Below are 23,934 nucleotides of genomic sequence, written 5' to 3'. Positions count from 1 at the left end.
TCTCCATCCGCAACGCCGTCAGGTGATCCTATGATCGGTCGCATTCCCATTCTGGATATCCGCCCGCTGATCGACTGCGGCCGCCGCCCCGCCAAGGCGGTGGTGGACGAGACCTTCGAGGTCAGCGCCACCGTGTTCCGGGAGGGCCATGACGCGGTCAACGCCAATGTGGTCCTCCGCGATCCGTCCGGCCGCTCGGGCCCCTGGACCCCGATGCGCGAACTCGCCCCCGGCTCCGACCGCTGGGGCGCCGAGGTCACACCCGGCGCGCCCGGCCGCTGGACTTACACGGTCGAGGCATGGAGCGATCCGATCGCCACCTGGCGCCACCATGCCCGGATCAAGATCCCGGCCGGGATCGACACCGATCTGGTCCTGGAGGAGGGGGCCCGGCTGCATGAGCGGGCCGCCACCGGAGTGCCCAAGAACGACGGCCGGGAGGCGGTCCTGGCGGCGGTCGACGGGCTGCGCGACGAGCGCCGCCCGGTGGCCGACCGGCTCGCCGCCGCGCTCGCGCCCGATGTGACCGAGGCCCTCGACCGCCACCCGCTGCGGGAGTTGGTCACCTCCTCGCGCCCCATGCCGCTCCAGGTGGACCGGGAGCGTGCGCTGTTCGGCTCCTGGTACGAGCTCTTCCCGCGTTCCGAGGGCGCCAGGGTGACGGAGGGGCGGCGGCCGGTCAGCGGCACCCTGCGCACCGCCGCCGAACGGCTGCCCGCCCTCGCCGCCGCGGGCTTCGACGTCGTCTATCTGCCGCCGATCCACCCCATCGGCACCGCCTACCGCAAGGGCCCGGGCAACACGCTCTCCGCCGGCCCCTTCGACGTGGGCTCCCCCTGGGCCATCGGCTCGGCCGAAGGCGGCCATGACGCGATCCACCCGGACCTCGGCACCCTGGAGGACTTCGACCACTTCGTGGCGCGCGCCCGTGAGCTGCGCATGGAGGTCGCGCTGGACTTCGCGCTCCAGTGCTCCCCCGACCACCCGTGGGTCACCGAGCACCCCGAGTGGTTCCATCGGCGCGCCGACGGCACTGTCGCGTACGCCGAGAACCCGCCCAAGAAGTACCAGGACATCTATCCCGTAGCGTTCGACCGGGACTTCCACGGCCTGGTCCGGGAGACCGAGCGGGTGCTGCGCTTCTGGATGGAGCACGGGGTGCGGATCTTCCGGGTGGACAATCCGCACACCAAACCGGTGGTCTTCTGGGAGAAGGTGCTCGGCGACATCCACCGCACCCACCCCGATGTCCTCTTCCTCGCCGAGGCGTTCACCCGCCCGGCGATGATGAACACCCTCGGCGCGGTCGGCTTCCACCAGTCGTACACCTACTTCACCTGGCGGAACACCAAACAGGAGCTGACCGACTACCTCACCGAGCTGGCCGGGGACGCGGCCGCCTGGATGCGGCCCAACTTCTTCGTCAACACCCCCGACATCCTCCACGCCCACCTCCAGGAGGGCGGCCGCCCCGCCTTCGAGGCGCGGGCCGTGCTCGCCGCCACCCTCTCCCCCACCTGGGGCGTCTACGCGGGCTACGAGCTGTGCGAGAACACCCCGGTGCGCGCGGGGAGCGAGGAGTACCTGGACTCGGAGAAGTACCAGCTACGGCCGCGCGACTGGGCGGCGGCCGAGCGCGAGGGCAGAACGATCACCCCGCTGCTCACCCGGCTGAACCGGCTGCGCCGCCGCCATCCCGCCCTGCGGCGGCTGCGCAACCTCAGATTCCACCACGCCGACAACGATTCCGTCATCGTCTACTCCAAGCGCGCGGGCGACTCGTGTGTGATCACGGTCGTCAACCTGGACCCTCACCACACCCAGGAGGCGACGGTCTCGTTGAACATGCCGGAACTCGGCCTCGAGTGGCATGAGTCCGTCCCGGTGCGCGACGAGCTCACCGGCGAGACCTATCACTGGGGCAGGGACAACTACGTGCGCCTGGAGCCGGGGCGTGAGGTGGCTCCGGCGCATGTGCTGTCCCTGCGACCGTCCTCACCGATCGGAGGGTCACCCACAACATGATCGTCAACGAGCCCGTACCGGACACATTCGAGGACACACCCGCGAAGGACCGTGATCCCGACTGGTTCAAGCGCGCCGTCTTCTACGAGGTCCTGGTGCGCTCCTTCCAGGACAGCAACGGGGACGGCGTCGGCGACCTCAAGGGCCTGACGGCCAAGCTGGACTATCTGCAGTGGCTGGGCGTGGACTGCCTGTGGCTGCCGCCGTTCTTCGCCTCACCGCTGCGCGACGGCGGCTATGACGTCTCGGACTACACCGCCGTACTGCCGGAGTTCGGGGACCTCGCGGACTTCGTGGAGTTCGTCGACGCCGCGCATCAGCGCGGGATGCGCGTGATCATCGACTTTGTCATGAACCACACGAGCGACCAGCATCCGTGGTTCCAGGAGTCCCGCAGCGACCCGGACGGACCGTACGGCGAGTACTACGTATGGGCCGACGACGACAAGCAGTACCAGGACGCGCGGATCATCTTCGTCGACACCGAGGCGTCCAACTGGACCTTTGATCCGGTACGCAAGCAGTACTACTGGCACCGCTTCTTCTCGCACCAGCCGGATCTCAACTTCGAGAACCCGGCCGTCCAGGAGGAAGTACTGGCCGCTCTGCGCTTCTGGCTGGACCTGGGCATCGACGGATTCCGGCTCGACGCCGTCCCATATCTGTATGCCGAGGAGGGCACCAACTGCGAGAACCTCCCGCGCACCCATGAGCTGCTCAAGCGCGTCCGGGCCGAGATCGACGCCCACTACCCCGACACCGTGGTGCTGGCCGAGGCCAACCAGTGGCCGGAGGACGTCGTCGACTACTTCGGCGACTTCGCGGCGGGCGGCGACGAATGCCATATGGCCTTCCACTTCCCGGTGATGCCGCGCATCTTCATGGCGGTGCGGCGCGAGTCCCGCTATCCGGTCTCGGAGGTCCTCGCCAAGACCCCGGCCATCCCTTCCGGCTGCCAGTGGGGCATCTTCCTGCGCAACCACGACGAGCTGACGCTGGAAATGGTCACCGACGAAGAGCGCGACTACATGTACGCGGAGTACGCCAAGGACCCCAGGATGCGGGCCAACATCGGCATCCGCAGACGACTGGCCCCCCTGCTGGACAACGACCGCAATCAGATCGAGCTGTTCACCGCGCTGCTGCTGTCCCTGCCCGGCTCCCCGATCCTCTACTACGGCGACGAGATCGGCATGGGCGACAACATCTGGCTCGGCGACCGCGACGCCGTGCGCACCCCCATGCAGTGGACCCCCGACCGCAACGCGGGCTTCTCCTCCTGCGATCCGGGGCGGCTGTTCCTGCCGACCATCATGGACCCGGTCTACGGCTATCAGGTCACCAATGTCGAGGCGGCCATGAGCAGCCCGTCCTCGCTGCTGCACTGGACCCGCCGGATGATCGAGATCCGGAAGCAGAACCACGCCTTCGGGCTCGGCTCCTTCACCGAGCTGCCGTCCTCCAACCCGGCCGTCCTCGCCTTCCTGCGCGAGGCCCCCTCCACCCGGGACGGCGAGGATGACCTGGTGCTGTGCGTGAACAACTTCTCGCGCTTCGCCCAGCCCACCGAGCTGGATCTGCAGTCCTTCGCCGGCCGCCATCCGGTCGAGCTGATCGGCGGGGTCCGCTTCCCGGCCATCGGGGAGCTGCCGTATCTGCTGACCATGGCCGGCCACGGCTTCTACTGGTTCCGGCTGCGGCGCAACGAAGCGATGGGGCACTGGACCGACTGAGCCGGTGCCGGGCCGGGCCGGACGTCCGCGGGCCGGGCCGGACGTCCGCGGGCCGGGCCACCCGGTTTCGGCCTGGGCGCGGCCCTCGCTCCGGCTCTCGCTCGTCCGTACGCGTCCATCTCGGGCGCGTACGGGCGTTTTCGACCCCCCGTCATGGGCACTCTGTACTCACATGCGCCACCGGCGGACCCGATCGCGTACACCGAGCTCGCCGTACGGACGATCCTCGCCCGACACGTCCCGCACCGTCGCACAGTCAATGCCGCAATCCGGGACACTTTGCCCTGATCTGTCGTGTGCCCGGGGAAAGGACGCGACGCCATGCCGGAAGCTCCGCTCTCCCGGGGGGCACAACACCCGCCGACCGCCGTGCCGCGGGACCAGCCCCCGACGTCCGCCACCCGCACCGCCGCGGCCGCGGGCCCGTCCGGGCTGCTCGCCTCGCTCTCGCCGCTGCTCGCCGAGTGGCTGCCCCGTCAGCGCTGGTTCGCGGGCAAGGGCCGTCCCGTCACCGGGTTCGCGCTGGTCTCCGCGACCGAGCTGCTGCCGTGGCGGGCGGGCGGCGGTATGCCCGGGCTGCTCCATCTGCTGATCCGCGCCCAGCAGTCGGAGCCACCCGGCCACCGGCACGGCTTCGGCTGCGGCCACCGGCGCGGGGCGGCGGCCAGCGACTGCTACCAGCTCCTGCTCGGGGCGCGCCCCACCCTTCCGCCGCCGCTCGCCCCCGCGCTCATCGGCCGGCCCAGCGGCGGGCCGCTGGACGGACAGACGGTGTACGAGGCGCTGTTCGACCCCCGGCTCACCACGCTGCTGCTGGAGCGGCTGCGGATGCCCGGGCGGCTCGGCCCGCTGCGCTTCGTACGGGAGCCGTCCAGCGCGATCCCCTCCGCGCTGCCGCCCCGGGTGATGACCGCCGAGCAGTCCAACTCCTCGGTGATCTATGGCGATACGTTTATTCTCAAACTTTTCCGCCGGGTCAGCCCCGGCACCAACCCCGACCTCGAACTCCCCCTCGCCCTCGCCCACACCGGCTGCACCCGGGTGCCCGCGCCCGCCGCCTGGTTCGAGGCCGAGCCACCGGCCGAGGGCGCCGGGCCACCGGCGGAGCCCGTCACCCTGGGGGTGCTGCAGCCCTTCCTGACCGGCTCCCGGGACGGCTGGCAGCTCGCGCTCGACGCCCTGGCCGCCGGGGGCGACTTCACCGACGCCGCCCGCGCGCTGGGGCACGCGACCGCCGAGGTCCATCTGGCGATGGCCCGCGCCCTGCCCACCTCCGTGCTGCGCCGCCCGCAGATCGAGCATCTCGCCGCCGCCATGAGCGAGCGCCTCGACTCGGCCGCCGCCGCGGTGCCCGCCCTCCAGCCGTACCGCGCGGAGCTGCACGGCGCGTACGAGGACCTGGCCGCGCTGGGGCGCGCGGGCCGCACCTGGGCGGCCCAGCGCATCCACGGCGATCTGCATCTGGGCCAGGCGCTGCTGACCGAGGACTGCGGTGGAGGAGGCGGAGGCGGAGGCGTTGGCGGTGGCGGGGGCGGGCGGTGGTCGCTGATCGACTTCGAGGGCGAGCCGTCCCGTCCGCTGGCCGAGCGCCGCCGCCCGCAGCCGCCGGTGCGCGATATCGCGGGCATGCTGCGGTCCTTCGACTACGCGGCGGCCGTGGGACGCCATGAACGCCCGCAGGCGTGGGCCGGACGCGCCCGCGCCGCATACTGCGCGGGCTATGCGGAGGCATCCGGCACCGATCCGCGCGACGAGCCGGAGCTGCTGCGCGCCCATGAGACCGACAAGGCCGTCTACGAAGTGCTCTACGAGGCGCGGCACCGCCCCGACTGGCTGTCCGTCCCGATGACCGCGATCCGCCGTCTCGCCACCGCCCGCGCCTGACCCATGGGGCCACGAGCGACACCGCCCCCGGCCCCGGCCCCGGGCATCGGCCCTGGCCCGGCCCCGGGCTCCGGCTCCCACGGACCGCCGCCTCACGGTCCCCGTCCGTTCCCCCGCTTCCGACCGTCCGACGCCCGACACCTCCGGGAGGACCACCCCGTGACCGCACGACCGCCGTCCGGCCAGCACCCGTCCGACGAGGGACCGGGCCACCCACCCGCAGCCACCGGCGCCACAACCGGTCCGGCGGTCCCGGGAGTCCCCTCGACGTTCCTCCCCGGCCACACCGGCCCCCGTCCGCAGCCCGAGCAACACGCCGCGCACCCGGCCCCCGAGACCCCGGCACGCCACGAACCGGAGCCGCGCGGGAGCGCGGAGCGCCCGGCGCCAACCACCTCCCCCGGCCCGGATGCCTCCGAGACGCACCCCGCCCCCGCACGGAAGGCCACCACGCACCCGGCCCCCGAGACCCCGGCACCCCACAAGCCGGAGCCGGACCGGAGCCCGAGCCGCCCGGCACCAACCACCTCCCCCCGCCCCGACGCCTCCGAGACGCACCCCGCCCCGCACGGGAGACCGCCCCGGCAGCCGGGCCCCGGGAAACGGCCACACCGGCCGGGCCCCGGGGACGCGACCTCGGCGGCCGGGCCCCGGGAGGCGACCTCGGCCGCCGGGCAGCCACGCCCCGACCGGCGCCCCGGCCCCGAGGAGGCCCCGGACCGGGCCCCGGCCTCCCGCGAGGACCCCGTGTCCGCCGAGTCGGCGGGCATCAACCCCGCGCCCGACCGGGAATCCCTCGGCTCGGCCGCCCCGGAGGCGCCACTCACCGACAGCAGCCACCCCGGACGCGAGGCGCGCGTGTCCTACGGCGCCGAGCCCGTGCCCCGCGCGCCGCGGGCGGACCAGGCGCGGCGCGACGAGACCGACGGCGCGGCCGAGCCGTCGCGTGTCGCCGGGCGGCCCGTGGCCGGGGGCGGCGGGCAGGCCGACGTGGCGTACAATGAGCACGGTGTGCGGCCCGCGCCCGCGCTCGGGGACGAGGAGCGGCGGCGGCTGCTGTCCGGGGCACATCACGCACCGCATGACCTGCTCGGCGCCCACCCCGTGCGCGGCGGTGTGCTCTTCCGCTGCCTGCGCCCGTACGCTCGCTCGGTGACCGTCGCCGCCGCCGGGCTGCGCGCCCGGCTGCGGGCCGAGGGGGACGGGCTGTTCTCCGGGGTGCTGCCGCTGCGGGAGATCCCGGACTACCGGCTGCTGGTGACGTACGAGGACGCCGAGCTGGAGCTGCACGACCCGTACCGCTTCCTGCCCACCCTCGGCGAACTCGATCTGCACCTCATCGGTGAGGGCCGCCACGAGGAGCTGTGGCGGGCGCTCGGTGCGCATCCGATGACCCACCAGGGCGTGTCCGGCACCCGCTTCACCGTATGGGCGCCCAATGCCCTCGGGGTGCGGCTGACCGGCGACTTCACCTACTGGGACGGCACCGCGCTGCCGATGCGCTCGCTCGGCGGCAGCGGCGTGTGGGAGCTGTTCCTGCCCGGTGTGGGCGAGGGCGCGCTGTACAAGTTCGAGATCGCCCGGCCCGACGGCGGCCGCTCCCTGCGCGCCGACCCGATGGCGCGGCGCACCGAGTGCCCGCCCGCCACCGCCTCCGTCGTCCATGCCTCGCACCACCGCTGGGGGGACGAGGCGTGGCTGGCGCGCCGGGAGGGCGGGCGCGTTCATGAGCTGCCGTTCTCCGTCTACGAGGTGCATCTGCCGTCCTGGCGGCCGGGGCTGACGTACCGGCAGCTCGCGCAGCAGCTCCCGGCGTACGTCAAGGACCTCGGCTTCACCCATGTCGAGCTGATGCCGGTGGCCGAGCACCCCTTCGGCGGCTCCTGGGGCTATCAGGTCACCGGTTTCTACGCGCCCACGGCCCGGCTGGGCACCCCCGACGACTTCAAGCACCTGGTGGACGCGCTGCACCAGGCGGGCATCGGGGTGCTGGTGGACTGGGTGCCCGCGCATTTCCCGAAAGACGCCTGGGCGCTGGCAGAGTTCGACGGCCGTCCGCTGTACGAGCCCGCCGATCCGCTGCGGGCGGCGCATCCCGACTGGGGCACGCTGGAGTTCGACTACGGGCGCACGGAGGTCCGCAACTTCCTGGTGGCGAACGCCGTCTACTGGTGCGAGGAGTTCCATATCGACGGTCTGCGGGTGGACGCCGTCGCCTCCATGCTCTACCTCGACTACTCCCGCGAGCCCGGCCAGTGGACGCCCAACGCGCAGGGCGGCCGGGAGAACCTGGACGCGGTCGCCTTCCTGCAGGAGATGAACGCGACCGTCTACCGCCGCTGCCCGGGTGTGATCACCATCGCCGAGGAGTCGACCGCGTGGGACGGGGTCACCCGCGCCACCCACCATGTGGGCCCCAGCGGCTTCGGCGGGCTCGGCTTCGGGCTGAAGTGGAACATGGGGTGGATGCACGACTCGCTGGCGTATCTCGCGCATGAGCCGGTGCACCGCGCCTACCACCACCATGAGATGACGTTCTCGATGGTGTACGCGTACAGCGAGAACTATGTGCTGCCGATCTCGCACGACGAGGTGGTGCACGGCAAACGGGCCCTGGTGTCCAAGATGCCCGGCGACTGGTGGCAGCAGCGCGCCGACCACCGCGCGTACCTCGGCTTCATGTGGGCCCATCCGGGCAAGCAACTGCTGTTCATGGGGCAGGAGTTCGCCCAGGGCGCCGAGTGGTCGGAGGCGCATGGGCCCGACTGGTGGCTGCTGGATCCGTCGTACTCCGCGGAGCCCGACCACCGGGGCGTCCGCGATCTGGTCCGCGACCTGAACCACGTGTACGCGGCCACGCCCGCGCTGTGGCAGCGGGACACCGACCCCGAGGGCTTCTCCTGGATCGAGGGCGACGCCCGCGAGGACAATGTCTTCGCCTTCCTCCGCTTCGACGGCGACGGCTCCCCGCTGCTGGCCATCAGCAACTTCTCCCCGGTGGTCCGCCAGGAGTACCGCATCGGGACACCGGAGGCGGTGCCCGTGTGGCGCGAGGTGCTGAACACCGATGACGGGCGGTACGGCGGCAGCGGTGTGGCCAACGCCGAGCCGCTGAAGGCCGAGCCCACGGGGTGGCACGGGCGTCCGGCCTCCATCCTGCCGGTGCTGCCGCCGCTGGCCACGATCTGGCTGCGGCCCGCCTGAGCCGCAGGCCGCCCGAGCCGCCCCGCCCGATCCCCATGTCCCGCCCGATCCCCATGTCCCGTCAGCCGTCTGGCCCGCCCAGCCGGGTGAGCCCGTCCCGGAGCCGCTGGGCGTCGGGGTGGCCGAGGGCGTCGAAGCGGGTCAGGGCCCGCTGCCAACTGTGGCGGGCCCCGGCCCGGTCCCCGGCGGCGAGCTGGGCGCTGCCGAGCCGGTGCAGGGACTCGGCCTCCCGGACCCGCTCGCCCCGGCCGTGCCGCAGCTCCACGGCGTGCCGGTAGCAGGTGATGGCCTGCTGGTGGTCGCCGATGTGCTGATACGCGTAGCCGAGGCTGTCCCAGGCCGCGGACTCCCCGCGCCGGTCCCCCGCCTCCCGCATCATGTTCAGCGCCTTCTCGCAGTGGACTAGGGTCTGCTGGAAGTCGCCCAGCATGGCGTAGGCCCAGCCGACGTTGTTCATGGCGTACGCCTCGCCGCTGCGCCGGCCCGCCGCCCGGTGCAGCTTCAGGGCGCGCAGCGCGTGGTGCAGCCCCTCGTCGTGGCGGCCCTCCCGCTCGCAGGCGAAGTTGAGCGCGCCATGGGCCAGGGCCTGGCCGACGGCGTTGCCGGTCTCGCGGTGCAGGTTCAGGGCGCGCACCAGATGGCCGCGGGCCCGGTCGTAGCGGCCCATCCGCAGATCGGCGAGGCCCAGGCCGTAGCAGGCGTGGGCCTGTCCGGTGAGATCGCGGATGCGGTGGGCCGAGCCCAGGGCGGTCCGGTGGACGATGCGCTGATCGTGCCAGTGGCCGCGCTGGTCCAGGAACTCCATCAGCGACCAGGCCAGTTGCCAGGCGTGGGTCTCGAATCCGGTCTCGGCGGCCTGCTGCAGCGCCGCGATCAGCGCCGGATAGGTGAGGCCGAACCAGAGCAGCGCCTGTGCGTGCCCCGTGAACTCCCCGACGCTGACCCCGGGCCGGACCGGCTCGACCGCGATCGGCTCCCGGTGCGGGGTGAAGGCCGCCCCGGCGGCCACGGCGGTGTGCAGATAGTGGTCGAGCAGCCGGTGCAGCGCGGTGTGGCGCTCGTCCTGCCCGTCGTACGCCCGGGTGAGCTCCACGGCGTAGGCGCGCAGCAGATCGTGGAAGTCGTACTGGCCGGGGGCGCGCTCGGTGATCAGATGCGCCCGGGTGAGCTGGATCAGCAGCCGGCGGGCCTGCGGGACCGGGACCCCCACCAGGCTGGCGGCGGCCGGGGCCGCGATGTCGGGGCCCGGGTGGACGCCCAGCAGCCGGAACAGCCGAGCGGCGTCGGGGCCCAGGGTGTGGTACGACCAGGAGAAGACGGCCCGGACATCGGTGGTGGCGTCCCCGCCCTCGAACGCGTCGAGGCTGCCGCGGGCGTCGCGCAGCTCCGCGGCCAGCGCCTCCAGGCCGAAGCGGGGGTGGGCGGCGGCGCGGGCGGCCACGATGGCGAGCGCGAGCGGCAGCCCGGCGCACACCGTGATCACCTCGGCCACGGCATCGGGTTCGGCGGCCACCCGCTCGGCGCCCACCCGGCTGATCAGCAGATCGCGCGCTTCGGCGCGGTCGAGCAGATCCAGCGGCAGCGGCTGGGCCTGCTCGGCGACGACCAGGCTGGTGAGCTCGTTACGGCTGGTCAGCACCACCAGACAGCCGGGGGAACCGGGCAGCAGGGGCCGCACCTGCTCGGCGTCCCGGGCGTTGTCGAGCAGGATCAGCATCCGGCGGTCGGCCACCAGGCTCCGGTACAGGGCGGTCTGCGCCTCGACGGTCGCGGGGATCCGGTGGGCCGGCACCTGGAAGGCGTCCAAGAGGCTCCGTACGGCCTCGGCGACGGTCATGGCCGAGTCGGTGGGGCCGAAACCGCGCAGGTTCAGATAGAGCTGACCGTCGGGGAACCGGTCGCGGACGCGGTGGGCCCAGTGCACCGCGAGGGTCGTCTTGCCGAGCCCGCCGCTGCCCGCGATCACGGTGATCATCGCGGCCGTGGGCGCCCGTCCGCCGCCCTCGCCGGAACCCGCGCGCAGCAGGGCGTCCAGCCCGTCCAGTTCGGGCTCACGGCCAGTGAAGTGGGCGACGTCGGAGGGGAGTTGCTGCGGTACGGCGGTGGTTACGGAGATTGGTTCGGGGGTGGTGACGGGCGGACTGGCGGTGGGCGAACCGGCGGCGGTGGCGGGTGCGGCGGCGGGCTCGTCGCCAGCCCCGGTGCCGGCCCCGGTGCCGGGCTCGGTGCCGGGCTCGGTGCCGGGCTCGGTGCCGGCCCCGGTGCCGGGCTCGGGCGCCTCGTCGGCGGCCGGGACGCCTTCCACGGCGGGGGCCGGGGCGGGCCTCGCGTCGGACGGCGCCGCCGCCGCGGGAGCGCTCCCGTACGGTCCGGGCGGCCCCGACGCCTCCCCGGACCGGCCGTCACGGCCATCCCGGCTGTCCCGGCTGTCCCGGCTGTCCCGGCTGTCCCGGCTGTCCCGGCTGTCCCGGCTGTCCCGGCTGTCCCGGCTGTCCCGGCTGTCCCGGCTGTCCTCAAGTGCCTCCCGGTGGAGGCGCTGCAGCTCGTCGCCGGGTTCGATGCCCAGCTCCTCCACGTACCTCCGGCGGGTGGAGCGGAACAGCGCGAGGGCGTCGGCCCGCCTGCCGCCGCGCCGTAGCGCCTCCATCAGCAGCGCCACCGAGCGCTCCCGCAAAGGGTGTTCGGCCACCAGGGCGGACAGCTCCGTGGCGGCCTCGTGGTGCCGTCCGGAGCGCAGATCGATCGCGGCGAGCTCCTCGACCGCCGTACGCCGCTCCTCCTCCAGCCCGGCGCCCAGGGTGTCGGGGAGCCAGCCGCCCGCGACATCCGCCAGCGCGGGCCCGCGCCACAACTGCAGCGCGGCGCGTAGCAGTTCCCCGGCGCGGTCTGCCGCACCCTCGGCGAACCCGGCAGCCCCGGTGGCCGATCCGGCGGCTCCGGTGGCCGATCCGCTGGCCCCGGCAGCCCCGCCGGCCCCGCTGTCCTTGGGTGCCTCCCGCGCGGCCCGCACCAGATCGCGGAACCGGTGCAGATCGACCTGCTCACGCGCGACGGTCAGGGAATAGCCCTTCGCCGATGTCGTCAACTCGGTCCCGGGCAAGGCGGAAAAGATCCGCCGCAGCTTGGAAATCTGCACCTGTACGGCGTTTCGCGCGGACCCTGGCGGGTCCTCGCCCCATACTGCCAACACCAGCCTGTCGACGGACACCATGCGGCCGGTGGCCATCAGCAGCATCGCCAGAACGGACCGCTGCTGCGCGGCGGTCGGCCCCAGGAGACGCTCGCCCTGCCATATTCCGACCGGTCCCAACAGGCGAAACTCGGTCCCATCCACACACTGCCCCCGTTGGTACCAGAGATTTCACTGTGACCATGTGGAAGCCTACCCACGGGTTCGGGTCAGCGAGGCATCAGCGGGATATCAGCGGCTCGTAGCACCCTACGGTCATCGAGGGCCCCATGGGCACCAAAGCCCACACGGTCACCGCGGCGGCGGCGACCGAACCGGAAGTGTCCGGTCCGGGGCCCTCATCCACCAATGAACGGGGGACGGCATGGCAGTGAGGTGCCGAGGAGGCGGCTCATGACCACGGCTGGAGGAACACGAAGCACACCTCGGATCGGCGAGCTCGTCTACGACCTCGAACGCGAGGCCATGGGCCGCGTCGCCTACGTCGACACCGGCGGCAACATCGCCTGGGTCAAACCCCTGCACGAGGGCCCCGAATGGACGGCCCTCCCGGAACAGCTACGCCGCGCGCCGGACGGCGAGCGCTGAGGCGCCTTCGGCGCCGAAAGGGCCGCCAAAGGGCAGTGGCGGCGTAGCCAATGGCGGCGTCTCGCGTCTTCCAACGGGGGGAAGACGCGGGGCGCCATTCGCCGTGTGCGAGACGTTTGCGCCGTGCGCCGTGCGCCGTGCGCCGTGCGCCGTGCGCCGTGCGTCGTGCGCCGTGCGTCGTGCGCCGTGCGCGACGCGCACCGGACGCCACGCGTCGCGCGCGAGAAGCCCCGCCGCGTCTGTGACGCCCTGCGTCATGTGCCCGTGAAACGCCCGCGGCCCTGCCCCGATTCAGGAGGGCAGGGCCGCGGCGCGCGCAAGGTGTCAGGCGGGCACGTGCTCCTTCGCCGTGTCACCGTCACGCCGCTCGGGGAGGGACTTGCCCTCGGCCCCGTCGGAGTCGTCGGCGGCCGGGCCGTGGCCGCCGCCGTGGCGCGCGAAGCCCTCGGCGTCGAACGGCAGCCGTCCGCCCAGGACTTCGTTCATCCGCTCCTTGTCGATCTCCTTGGTCCAGGTGCCGACCAGGACGGTCGCCACCGCGTTGCCCGCGAAGTTGGTGAGGGCGCGGGCCTCGCTCATGAAGCGGTCGATGCCGACGATGAGGCCGACGCCGTCGACCAGTTCGGGCCGGTGCGACTGCAGACCGCCCGCCAGCGTCGCCATGCCCGCGCCGGTCACACCGGCGGCGCCCTTCGACGCGACGATCATGAAGACGAGGAGGGATATCTGCTGGCCTATGGAGAGCGGGTCGCCCATGGCCTGGGCGATGAACAGCGAGGCCATCGTCAGGTAGATGGCGGTGCCGTCCAGGTTGAAGGAGTAGCCGGTGGGGACCGTGATACCGGCCACCGGCTTGCTGACGCCCGCGTGCTCCATCTTCGCGATGAGCAGCGGCAGCGCCGACTCGGAGGACGACGTCGACAGGATCAGCAGGAACTCCCGCGCCAGGTACTTCAGCAGCAGGAAGATGTTCACGCCCGCGACCAGCCGCAGGATCGTCCCGAGGACGAGGAACACGAACAGTGCGCAGGTCACATAGAAGCCGATCATGATGACCGCGAGCGCCTTGAGCGCGTCCAGACCGGTCTCGCCGACCACGGCGGCCATCGCGCCGAAGGCGCCCACCGGAGCGGCCCACATGACCATCGACAGCAGCTTGAAGACGAGCTGCTGTATGTGGCCTATGCCGCGCAGCACCGGCTCGCCCGCCTTGCCCAGCGCCTGCAGGGCGAAGCCCGCGAGGAGGGCCACGAACAGGGTCTGCAGCACCTCGCCCTCGGTGAAGGCGGAGACCAGCGTCTTCGGGATGATCCCGAGCAGGAAGTCCGCCGTCGACTCGGAGGCGCCCTCGGCCTGGCTCTGCCCGGCCTGGGCCGCGTCATGGCTCATGTGCAGGCCGCTGCCCGGCTCCAGGAAGTTGCCGACGACCAGGCCGATGGCGAGGGCCACGGTCGACATCAGCATGAAGTAGCCGAGCGCGAGACCACCGACCGCGCCGACCTTGGCGGCCTTGCGCACCGATCCGACCCCGAGCACGATCGTGCAGAAGATGATCGGCGAGATCAGCATCTTGATCAGGTTGACGAAGCCTTCGCCGATGGGCTTGAGCTCCACCGCCGTATCGGGGGCCGCGAAGCCCACGAGGATGCCGAGCGCCACCGCGCCGATGACGGCGAGGTAGAGGTAGTGAATCCTTTCTTTCTTCGGCTTCGTCCCGTCCGGCTCCGTACGTCCGGATGCGGGCGGCGTGGTGTCCGCAGCCACGGTGCTGCCTCCTTCTACTCTGCCGTCCAACTGTCCCGGCGCTGTACTGTGTGCGGCTCGCACACCGCCTTGAACGGTCCCGGCGACTATGCCCCACGCTGTGATGGGGGTCACCCTTCCGTTCATTTCGTTCATACAAAGATCCGTGTGCAGACTGATGGCCATGCGCATCCCCCACCCACGGAGCCTGGCCGGCCAGCTCTTCGCGATGCAGGTCGTGCTGGTCGCCGCCCTGGTGGCCGGATGCGCCGTCTTCGCCTACGTCACCGACCGCGAGCAGGCGGTGGTGGCCGCGCGGCAGCGCGCGACGGCCGCCGCGGTGGCCGTCGCCGACTCCCCGTCGGTCGCCGAGGCCGCACGGTCCAAGGACCCCACCGCCCGGCTCCAGCCGTATGCGGAGAAGGTGCGCCGGGACACCGACGTCACCTTCGTCACGATCATGGATACCCACGGTGTGCGCTGGGCGCACCCCGATCCGAGCCAGATCGGCGCCACCTACCTCGGCCACATCAAGCCCGCGCTGCGTGGCCGGATCTTCGCCGAGACCTATACGGGCACGCTCGGCTCCTCCGTGCGCGTGGTCGCCCCGGTGCGCGACGACCGCGCCGGCGGCCGGATCACCGCGCTGGTCAGCGCGGGTATCACCGTGGACACCATCAGCGCCCAGGTGCGCCGCCAGTTGCTCGCGCTGCTCGGTGTGGCCGCCGCCGCGCTCGCGCTCGGCGGCCTGTGCGCGTATGTCATCAACGCCCGGCTGCGCCGCCATACGCACGGCATGAACGCGGACGAGCTGAGCCGGATGCACGACTACCACCAGGCCGCGCTGCACGGCGTGCGCGAGGGGCTGCTGATGCTCGACGGCGGGCGGCGGATCGCGCTGATCAACGACGGCGGGCGGGAGCTGCTCGGCCTGCCCGAGGACTCCGTCGGCCGCTACGTCTCCGACCTGGGCCTGCCGCCCGCGCTGACCGGCGCCCTGCTGGCCACCGAGACGCGCGTGGACGAACTGCATCTGACCGCGGAACGGGTCGTGGTCGTCAACACCTCCCCGGTGAGCAGCGGCGAACAGCGCGGCACGGTCGTCACCCTGCGCGACCACACCGAGCTCCAGGCGCTCTCCGGCGAGCTGGACTCGGTACGCGGCTTCGCGGAGGCGCTGCGCTCCCAGGCCCATGAGGCCGCGAATCGGCTGCATGCCGTCGTCTCGTTGATCGAGCTGGGCCGGGAGGACGAGGCGGTCGACTTCGCCACCGCCGAGCTGGAGCTGGCCCAGGCGCTGACCGACCAGGTGGTGGGCGCGGTCGCCGAACCGGTGCTGGCCGCGCTGCTGCTGGGCAAGGCGGCGCAGGCCAACGAACGCGGCGTCGAACTCGTCCTCGCCCCCGACAGCCGGATCGACGACGGCGTCCTCCCACCCGGCCTGCCCGCCCGCGACCTGGTGACCATCCTCGGCAACCTCATCGACAACGCCACGGACGCGGCCGCCGAGGGCGTCGGCCACGGCGGTGCCCCCCGCAGCGCCCGCGTCACGGTCACCGCCCGCGCGGACGGCGGCGAGCTGACGCTGCGCGTGGCGGACACCGGCGCGGGGCTGGACCCGGCGGCGGCCGAGGAGGTCTTCCGCCGCGGCTGGAGCACGAAGTCCCCGGGCCGCGGCCTGGGCCTGGCCCTGGTCCGCCAGGCCGCTCGCCGCAACGCGGGCACAGTGGAGGTATCGGCCGCCCCGGACGGCGGCGCCGAATTCACGATCCGCCTGCCGTTGGCGACTCCGGCCGCCACGTCGTGACCCGGCCCCACGCAACCCACCGGCCGACCGGCCTGCACCCGGGGCCGAGGCGCCCCCGCACGGCGCACGGGACGAGCCCGGCCGGCCGGCCCACCCGCCCAACCACCGCACGTCAGCACGGCGCGCCGCCGCCCACCGAACGCCCGCCCAGCATGGGCGCGCCACCGGGGCGGGCCGCGGCTCGCCCGGGGCGGGCCCTGCCGAACGGCCACCCACCCAACCCCGGCATGGCAGCACGCCGCGCCACACCCGGCCGAGATGCCCCCGCACAGCATCAGCACGCCACCGGGGCAGGGGGCGCGGCCGCCCCGACGGGGCGCCCCCGCCATCCCGGCCGCCGGGCGGCCTTATCCAGCCGCGCGCGGGCGGGACGTGGGGCGGTCGGAGCCCCGGCCCGACGAGCCCGCCCGGCCCGAGCGCCGCACGGCGCACCACCCAGCCCGGTGCCGGGAGCGGCCGCCCGGCCCTCCCGTGCGAACCGCCGCCACATCCCGCCACGGCGCGTCGACACCTACCGGAGGGCCGGGGCACGGCTCGGCCGCGAGCGCGGCGCCGCCCGCTGCCCCGCCCGCGGCCGGGGGGCCATATTCAGCCGCGTGCGGGCAGGGGACCCGGTCGGCGAACGCCTCAGTACGGGCGGTAGGGGAATCATCACCGTAGGGATCTGGCCACTCGCGGTTACCCTCCGTAAATTGGAGCCCTAAGCCTTCCGCGCACCGCACCGCACCGCGCCGCACCGCACTGCACCGCGCCGCACTGCGCCGCACACCGCACCTCATCCGAAAGGAATCCGTTCATGAGCCCGCCGCAGGCGAAACCGGGGGATCCGGCGCCGATCCGGGTTCTCGTCGTAGAAGACGACCCCGTCGCGGCGGACGCGCACCGGATGTACGTCGACCGCGTCCCCGGCTTCGCCGTCATCGGGACCGCGCGGAGCGGCGGGGACGCCCAGCGGCTGCTGGAGCGGACGCCCGCCGATCTGCTGCTGCTGGACCTCTACCTCCCCGACGGGCACGGCCTCCAGCTCGTACGGGCGCTGCGCGCGGCCGGGAACGGGGCGGATGTGATCGCGGTCACCTCGGCCCGGGACCTGGCGATGGTCCGCGACGGGGTCTCCCTCGGGGTCGTGCAGTACGTGCTGAAACCGTTCACCTTCTCCACCCTCCGGGACCGCCTCCTCCGGTACGCCGAGTTCCGGGCGACCGCGGGCGAGGCCAGCGGGCAGGACGAGGTGGACCGCGCGCTGGCCGCACTGCGGGCGCCGCAGCCCGCCGCGATGCCCAAGGGGCTGACCCAGGCGACCCTGCACGCGGTCACCGAGGCACTGCGCGGCGCGGAGGAGGGAATCTCGGCCGCGGCCACCGCCGAGACGGTGGGAATCTCCCGGATCACGGCCCGCCGCTATCTGGAACACCTGGTGGAGGCGGGACGGGCGGCCCGCGCCCCGCACTACGGACAGATCGGCCGTCCCGAGCTGCTGTACCGCTGGCTCAGCGAGCACTAAGGGCGGCCGTCTCCGGTCGCGATCGCGGCTTCGTACGCCTGCTGCAACCGCTCCGAAGCAGTGGGGCTCTTCGGGCTTTCACGAGTGACGCCGAGGTGGATCTCGCGCAGTTCGTCCATGAGCTCATCGACGAGGTGCGGGGAGCCTTCCGCGAGGATGCGGGCACGCACCGCGAGCTCCGGGGTCGTGGGTCGGTGCCGCAACCCCCACGCGCCGAGGGCGACCATCACCGGGAGAGTCTGGATGCCGGCTTCGGTGAGGGTGTAGGTCGCTTTCTGGCCACGCGTGGCACCGTCGCGGCTGAGCAGCCCTCCCTCGACGAGCTTGCGCAGACGGCCGGCGAGGATGTTGGACGCGATGCCCTCCTCGCTCCGGGTCAGCAGATCGCGGAAGTGACGACGTCCACCGAAGATCACGTCGCGCAGCACGATCAGCGTCCACGGGTCCCCCAAGACCTCCACCGCGGCGTTGATCGCACAACCCGAACGCGGCTCCTCACGCATCGCGCACGCACCTCCCGACTGATTGCAACCCGCAACTCCTCCATCGTAGAGTTTCAGCAACCAGTTGCAGTTCGCAATCACTCACCGGAGGTGGCCGCATGGCCAAGGTCCGAGTGCACAACTTGTTCGTCTCCCTCGACGGCTACAGCGCGGGCGAGACGATCACGATCGACCAGCCCATCGGGGGCGCCGAGAGGCTGTTCGGGCGCTTCGACGGGCGGTTCATCCACGGCGTGAACGTCGCGGATGAACCGATCACCCTCGATCGCGCTCTCACCAGCACCTGGGGTCAGGGCATCGGGGTCGAGATCATGGGCCGGGGCAAGTTCGGCCCGCAGACCGGCGAATGGGCCGACGACGACTGGCGAGGCTGGTGGGGCGACGAACCCCCCTTCCGCACGCCCGTGGTGGTGCTCACCCACCACCGACGCGACCCCATCCACTTCGACAACGGAACCAGCTTCCACTTTCTCGACGCCACCCCCGAGGACGCACTCGCCTACGCCCAGGATCTCGCCGACGGCCGGGACGTGCGCATCGGCGGCGGCCCTTCCACCGTCCGACAGTTCCTGACGGCCGACCTCATCGACTTCATGCACCTGGTCACCGTGCCCATCACCCTCGGCGCCGGGGTCTCGCTGTGGGACGGACAGGCCGAAGTCCAGGATCGCTTCACCATCGAGTCGGCGACCTCGGCCAGCGGCCTCACCCACCACTTCTGGAATCGAACCAACACCAAGTAGACCCCTCCGGCACCGCCCGGGCCGCCGCGAGGAGCCACGCACCCGGCAGCACCACGCCACACCTCGGCGGCGGCCCGGGCACCGCGGATCACCCACCATCCGCCCCCGATAGGAAAGTTTCCTATCCGACATCTTGTCGCGGCCATGCCGCCTCGCTAGGTTCAGGCTCGCCAGATCGCGCCTCGCTCGACCCCCTCCCACCCCCCACCAGGAGGCTCCGTCAGCCATGCCTCGAACCCGGCATCACCGCAGACTCGCCCTCGCCGCCGCCGTCGGCATGCTCGCCGCGGGCGTCACCACGGCGGCCACCGCGCAAGCGGCGCCGCACACCGCAGCCGCCCCCAGCGGGCTCAACGGGCCCTACCTCTACCTGGGTTGGGGCTCTCCGCCCAAGGCCACGGACGTCATGTCGGCGACCGGCACCACGCAGTTCACGATGGCGTTCATGCTCTCCGACGGTGGCTGCAACCCCAAGTGGGACGGCTCCCGCGGGCTCACCGGCGGCAACGACCAGTCGACGATCAACTCCATCCGCTCGGCGGGCGGCGATGTCACCGTCTCCTTCGGCGGCTGGAGCGGTAACAAACTGGGCGAGAAGTGTTCCTCCGCCTCCGCACTCGCCGGCGCGTATCAGAAGGTCATCGACGCCTACAAGCTCAAGTCGATCGACATCGACATCGAAGCGAGCGAGTTCGAGAACGCGACGGTCCGCCAGCGGGTGGTCGACGCGCTCAAGACCGTCAAGCAGAAGAACAGCGGCATCAAGGTGTACGTCACCTTCGGCACCACCACGTCCGGCCCCGACTCCAACGGCAAGGACCTGGTCAAGCGCGGCGCCACGGCCGGGCTCGACGTGGACGGCTGGGCAGTCATGCCGTTCGACTTCGGCCAGGGCTCCATCGATATGGCGGGGGCCACCAAGTCGGCGGTGGACGGTCTGAAGAACACCGTGGCCGGCGCGTACGGCCTCTCCTCCGACGCCGCCTACCGCAAGGTCGGCTTCTCCTCGATGAACGGCAAGACCGACGTCGCGGGCGAGACCATATCCCTGAACAACTTCAAGGACATGGTGTCCTACGCCAAGAGCCACCACCTGGCCCGCGTCAGCTTCTGGTCGCTCAACCGCGACCGCAAGTGCGGCTCCGGCACGGACGGCGACGCCTGCAGCGGGATCGACCAGGGCACGTACGACTTCACCAAGGTGCTCGCGGGGTACAACGGCTGAGTCCGGCTGCCACCTGCTGAGCCACGCCCCCGTACGCCCGGGGCGTACGAGGGCGTACGGGGGGCGTACACCTGCGGCGGCGTTCGATCAAGTGACGATCCAGGTCACGGGGATTGACCTTCCGTTGAAGCCGACCTTACGGTCAGCGCGCAGCCCACAGAGGCCAGCAAGGAGGTCGTGCCCGTGCGCCCCACCGCCCCACTGATCCTCGCCGCCACCCTCGCCGCCACCGCAGGACTCACATCCTGCGGTGGCGGTTCGGGCAGCGACCCGGACACCGTCAAGGTCGTCTACAACCGCTCCACGGACAACAAGATCCGCTTCAAGGACAACCATCTGGCCGAGGTGAAGAAGCAGTTCGAGAAGGCCAACCCCGGCAAGAAGGTCAAGCTGGTCCCGATCCAGGCGCAGGACAACGACTACGCCACCAAGGTCCAGCAGATGATGCGGTCCCCCAAGACCGCCCCCGACCTGGTCTACGAGGACACCTTCCGGATCAACTCGGACATCAAGGCGGGCTATCTGCGCCCCCTCGACGACTATCTGGCCAAGTGGAAGAGCTGGGACCAGTTCGTCGACACCGCGAAGGCGGCGGCCAAGGCCGAGGACGGCAAGACGTACGGCGTCCCGGACGGCACCGACACCCGTGGCCTCTGGTTCAACAAGAAGATCTTCGCCAAGGCCGGGCTGCCGGCCGACTGGTCGCCCAAGAACTGGGACGACATCCTCAAGGCGGCGCGCACGATCAAGAAGAAGGTCCCCGGCGTCACCCCGCTCAACACCTACACCGGCAAGGCCCCGGGCGAGACCTCCGTCATGCAGAGCTTCGAGATGCTGCTGTACGGCACGGGCGAGGCGGGCGGGAACCCCCTCTACGACCCCGGCGCCAAGAAGTGGGTCACCGGCGGCAAGGGCTTCCAGGACGCGCTGGGCTTCCTGAGGACCGTCTACTCCGAGAAGCTCGGCCCGGACATCTCCGACGCCCTCGATCCCAACGTCGGCACGACCGTCTTCAGCGAATGGCTCCCCGGGGGCAAGCTGGCCATCGCCCTCGACGGCTCCTGGCTGGGCCAGAACTGGCTGAAGACCGGCGGCAAGCCGTGGCCCGAGTGGTCCAAGACCCTCGGCCAGGCCCCGATGCCCACCCAGAACGGGCAGGCGCCCGGCCAGGTCAGCATGTCCGGCGGCTGGACGTGGGCGATCACCGCGAAGTCCAAGAACCCCGATCTGGCCTGGAAGTTCGTCCAGCAGCTCCAGACCAAGGACAACGCGGTCACCTGGGACGTCGTCGACGCCCAGATCGCGGTCCGCAAGGACGTCGCGCAGGACCCGAAGTACACCTCCTCCATGCCCGGGATCACCTTCTTCACGGGCCTGGTGAAGTACACCCACTACCGCCCCACCACCCCCGTCTATCCCCAGGTGTCCACGGCGATCGGCGAGGCCATGGAGGCGGCGACGGCCGGCGGCTCCTCACCGGAGAAGGCCGCGAAGTCCTACGACGACCAGCTCACATCCATCGCCGACGGCGCCACGGTGGCGGCGAGCGGCCAGGGCTGAGGGCCGCCCCCGATGGCAACCGCGACCAAAGTGTCGGCGGCCCCGACGGACACCCCGGCCCGGCCGGGCCGCCGTCGCGGCCGCCCCCTGCGCTGGCTTCCGCTCGCCCCCGCCACCGTCATGCTGCTGCTCTTCCTCGGTGGCCCCATCGCGTACTGCGTCTATATCGCCTTCACCAATATGCAGCTCACGGGCGCGTCCTCCACGGACTTCGTGGGGCTGGACAACTTCCAGCGCGCCTTCGGGGACGACGACTTCCGCAACGCCGTCGTCCTCACCCTCGTCTTCACCCTGCTCTCCTCCCTCGTCGGCCAGAACACCCTGGGCCTGGCCCTCGCCGCCCTGATGCAGCGCGCCTCCCGCCCGGTGCGGACGGTGACCGGCGCGATCGTCATCGCGGCCTGGGTCGTCCCCGAGATCGTGGCGGGCTTCCTGCTGTACGCGTTCTTCCGCCGCGAGGGCACGCTCAACGCACTGCTGGACTGGCTGGGCCTGCCGTCCCAGAACTGGCTCTACACCCTGCCCATCCTCGCCGTGTCCTTCGCCAACGTCTGGCGCGGCACGGCCTTCTCGATGCTCGTCTACTCCGCCGCCCTGTCCGAGATCCCCAAGGAGATCACCGAGGCGGCGGAGGTCGACGGCGCGGGTGGGCTCGGCCGCTTCTGGCACATCACCCTGCCGATGATCCGCCGCTCCATCGGCACCAATCTGATGCTGAACACCTTGCAGACGCTGTCGGTGTTCGGCCTCATCTGGGCGATGACCCGAGGCGGCCCGGGAAACCGCAGCCAGACGCTCCCGGTCTTCATGTACGACCAGGCGTTCAACAAGTCCCTCATCGGCTACGGCACGGCGGTGGCGCTGCTGTTGCTGCTGGTCGGGGCTCTGTTCTCGGTGGTGTATCTGCGGCTGATGCGCGAGGAGGTCTGAACCTCACCCCTCTGAACTCCGCTCCGCACTCCGTCCCGAACCCCGCCGGGGTGATGGCCCCGGCCGGGCCCCTGGTGGCGGCTCCCACGCCGGTGGCGGTTTCCCCGCCGGTGGGGGCTCCCGCGCCCGTGGCGGATCCCACGCCGGTGGCTACGCCTTCCGTCCGCACGCCGAGGCCGGACCCGGGGGCCGCGAGCGCGGCCCCCGTCAGCACCGCCGCGACCAGCAAGGCACACACCGCCGCCGTGGCGCTCGTCGACGGTCCGGTGCCCGACGCCGGGCTGATGTCCCTGTCTGCGATCACACCCTCAACTGTCCGCGCGGACGGCCGCGTTCCCATGACGTACGTCACCCAGCCGCCTCCGCGTCCGTTCGGTCACGGGCAGGCGGTCAGCCACTGGCGCGCGTGCGCCGCCGGTGGGCCTTCTGCCTGCACGCCGCCCCGCAGAACCGCGCGGGGCGGCCCGCGCGGCCGGTGCGGTCGCCGGGCAGTGGGTCACCGCACATCTCGCACCGACCGATTTCGTCACGCGGACCGGCGGCTCCGCCGCCACCCTCCTCCATTCCGTTACGGAATTTCGTTACGGCTTGCTCCGCCCGCAATCCGTCGCACATCACCGCCGTCAGCACCCCGGTCCCGGGGCCGCGCCCCTGCTCCATGGCCGCGCACCCCGCCACCAGCGCCTGCACATCCGCCGCCGCGACATCCGCCCTCACCACTCCGGCCTCCTGGGCGCGCCGGAGCAGCACACTCAGCACCTCACCGAACTCGCGCCTGGCACCGGCCGCGGCCGCCTCGGGCGCACGGCCGGGTGCCTCCCGGACGAATGCCTCGCACAGCGCACGGTTGAGCGACGCCTCCCTGACCACGCGCTCCAGGAAACCGAAGAACGCCGCCCCCGGGTCCTCGGCCACGGCCAACGCCCGCCCCTCAGCGACGAACCCGTCCACGCTGTCGGCGATCACCGCCTCGAAAAGGTCCTCCTTGGAGGGGAAGTGGCGGTACACCGTCCCGGCACCCACCCCGGCCCGCTCGGCGATGGCGCCGAGCGGCGCCATGCCGCCCTCCGCCGCGAACGAGGCCCTGGCGGCGGCCAGTACCCGCGCCCTGTTCCGCCGCGCGTCGGCCCGCGAGGGCAGCCTTTCCGGGGGCAGCCCTCCCGGGGGCAGCCCTTCGCCCTCTGCCGCGCCGTGCGACGCTTCCCTCGCCGCCATCTCCGTCCCCCTGATTGACAAGCGGGTCGTCCGTTCCGGTACGTTAACCGGGTTACTCGTTCCGATTCTACTCGGGAGCC

General features: G+C 72.1%; 15 protein-coding genes. 11 read left to right on the top strand and 4 right to left on the bottom strand.

Going from position 1 to position 23,934, the window contains the following annotated elements; translation table 11 throughout:
• Nucleotides 1–30 precede the first annotated feature (30 nt).
• The 4 genes from STRVI_RS07410 (at nt 31) to glgB (ending at nt 8,846) form a co-directional block, all read left to right on the top strand.
• A complete protein-coding gene (locus STRVI_RS07410) occupies nt 31–2,025 on the top strand; it encodes an alpha-1,4-glucan--maltose-1-phosphate maltosyltransferase (RefSeq protein WP_014055008.1) in 1,995 nt (664 codons plus the stop codon).
• Entirely contained in the window at nt 2,022–3,758 is a 1,737-nt protein-coding gene (treS, locus tag STRVI_RS07405; RefSeq protein ID WP_014055007.1) for a maltose alpha-D-glucosyltransferase, read from the top strand. Before STRVI_RS07410 ends, treS begins: the two co-directional genes overlap by 4 nt.
• A gap of 321 nt (nt 3,759–4,079) precedes the next feature.
• Nucleotides 4,080–5,642, top strand: a complete 1,563-nt coding sequence (locus STRVI_RS07400) for a maltokinase N-terminal cap-like domain-containing protein (RefSeq protein ID WP_014055006.1) — start codon at nt 4,080–4,082, stop codon at nt 5,640–5,642.
• Nucleotides 5,643–5,801: 159 nt separating this feature from the next.
• Entirely contained in the window at nt 5,802–8,846 is a 3,045-nt protein-coding gene (gene glgB, locus STRVI_RS07395; RefSeq protein ID WP_014055005.1) for a 1,4-alpha-glucan branching enzyme, read from the top strand.
• Nucleotides 8,847–8,907: 61 nt separating this feature from the next.
• Here the strand turns inward: glgB and STRVI_RS55500 are convergent, their stop codons facing one another.
• Complete coding sequence (locus STRVI_RS55500; RefSeq protein ID WP_106685632.1) at nt 8,908–12,156, bottom strand: AfsR/SARP family transcriptional regulator; 3,249 nt, start codon at nt 12,154–12,156, stop codon at nt 8,908–8,910.
• Nucleotides 12,157–12,429: 273 nt separating this feature from the next.
• Here STRVI_RS55500 and STRVI_RS07385 point away from each other — a divergent pair, with 273 nt between their 5' ends.
• A complete protein-coding gene (locus STRVI_RS07385; protein WP_014055002.1) occupies nt 12,430–12,624 on the top strand; it encodes a hypothetical protein in 195 nt (64 codons plus the stop codon).
• A gap of 324 nt (nt 12,625–12,948) precedes the next feature.
• On the opposite strand, the gene STRVI_RS07380 is transcribed toward STRVI_RS07385, so the two are convergent.
• On the bottom strand, nt 12,949–14,388 hold the full coding sequence (locus STRVI_RS07380; protein ID WP_014055001.1) for a C4-dicarboxylate transporter DctA: 1,440 nt from the start codon (nt 14,386–14,388) through the stop codon (nt 12,949–12,951).
• Between the two features lie 163 nt (nt 14,389–14,551).
• Here STRVI_RS07380 and STRVI_RS07375 point away from each other — a divergent pair, with 163 nt between their 5' ends.
• Both STRVI_RS07375 and STRVI_RS07370 read left to right on the top strand, forming a co-directional pair.
• Nucleotides 14,552–16,174: a sensor histidine kinase gene (locus STRVI_RS07375; RefSeq protein WP_043238141.1), complete on the top strand. Its 1,623-nt coding sequence runs from the start codon at nt 14,552–14,554 to the stop codon at nt 16,172–16,174.
• 796 nt (nt 16,175–16,970) lie between these two features.
• Entirely contained in the window at nt 16,971–17,678 is a 708-nt protein-coding gene (locus STRVI_RS07370; protein ID WP_014054998.1) for a response regulator, read from the top strand.
• Here STRVI_RS07370 and STRVI_RS07365 read toward each other — a convergent pair.
• Nucleotides 17,675–18,181 carry a winged helix-turn-helix transcriptional regulator gene (locus STRVI_RS07365; protein WP_014054997.1) on the bottom strand — a complete coding sequence of 169 codons (507 nt, stop codon included), beginning with the start codon at nt 18,179–18,181 and terminating at the stop codon, nt 17,675–17,677. The genes STRVI_RS07370 and STRVI_RS07365 overlap by 4 nt on opposite strands.
• A gap of 98 nt (nt 18,182–18,279) precedes the next feature.
• Here STRVI_RS07365 and STRVI_RS07360 point away from each other — a divergent pair, with 98 nt between their 5' ends.
• From STRVI_RS07360 to STRVI_RS07345, 4 genes are all read left to right on the top strand, one after another.
• Nucleotides 18,280–18,924, top strand: a complete 645-nt coding sequence (locus tag STRVI_RS07360; protein WP_014054996.1) for a dihydrofolate reductase family protein — start codon at nt 18,280–18,282, stop codon at nt 18,922–18,924.
• Nucleotides 18,925–19,150: 226 nt separating this feature from the next.
• Nucleotides 19,151–20,149, top strand: a complete 999-nt coding sequence (locus tag STRVI_RS07355) for a chitinase (RefSeq protein WP_014054995.1) — start codon at nt 19,151–19,153, stop codon at nt 20,147–20,149.
• A 183-nt stretch (nt 20,150–20,332) separates the two neighbouring features.
• The gene (locus STRVI_RS07350; protein ID WP_014054994.1) at nt 20,333–21,709 is read left to right on the top strand and encodes an extracellular solute-binding protein; all 1,377 of its coding nucleotides are present in this window, start codon (nt 20,333–20,335) and stop codon (nt 21,707–21,709) included.
• Between the two features lie 12 nt (nt 21,710–21,721).
• Complete coding sequence (locus STRVI_RS07345; protein ID WP_014054993.1) at nt 21,722–22,639, top strand: carbohydrate ABC transporter permease; 918 nt, start codon at nt 21,722–21,724, stop codon at nt 22,637–22,639.
• Nucleotides 22,640–23,029: 390 nt separating this feature from the next.
• Here STRVI_RS07345 and STRVI_RS07340 read toward each other — a convergent pair whose 3' ends face one another.
• Nucleotides 23,030–23,854: a TetR/AcrR family transcriptional regulator gene (locus STRVI_RS07340; RefSeq protein ID WP_014054992.1), complete on the bottom strand. Its 825-nt coding sequence runs from the start codon at nt 23,852–23,854 to the stop codon at nt 23,030–23,032.
• Between the last annotated feature and the right edge of the window lie 80 nt (nt 23,855–23,934).

It is taken from the genome of Streptomyces violaceusniger Tu 4113, from assembly GCF_000147815.2.
GTDB classification, from domain to species: Bacteria; Actinomycetota; Actinomycetes; order Streptomycetales; family Streptomycetaceae; genus Streptomyces; species Streptomyces violaceusniger_A.
This window is presented reverse-complemented; position numbering and strand designations above follow the sequence as displayed.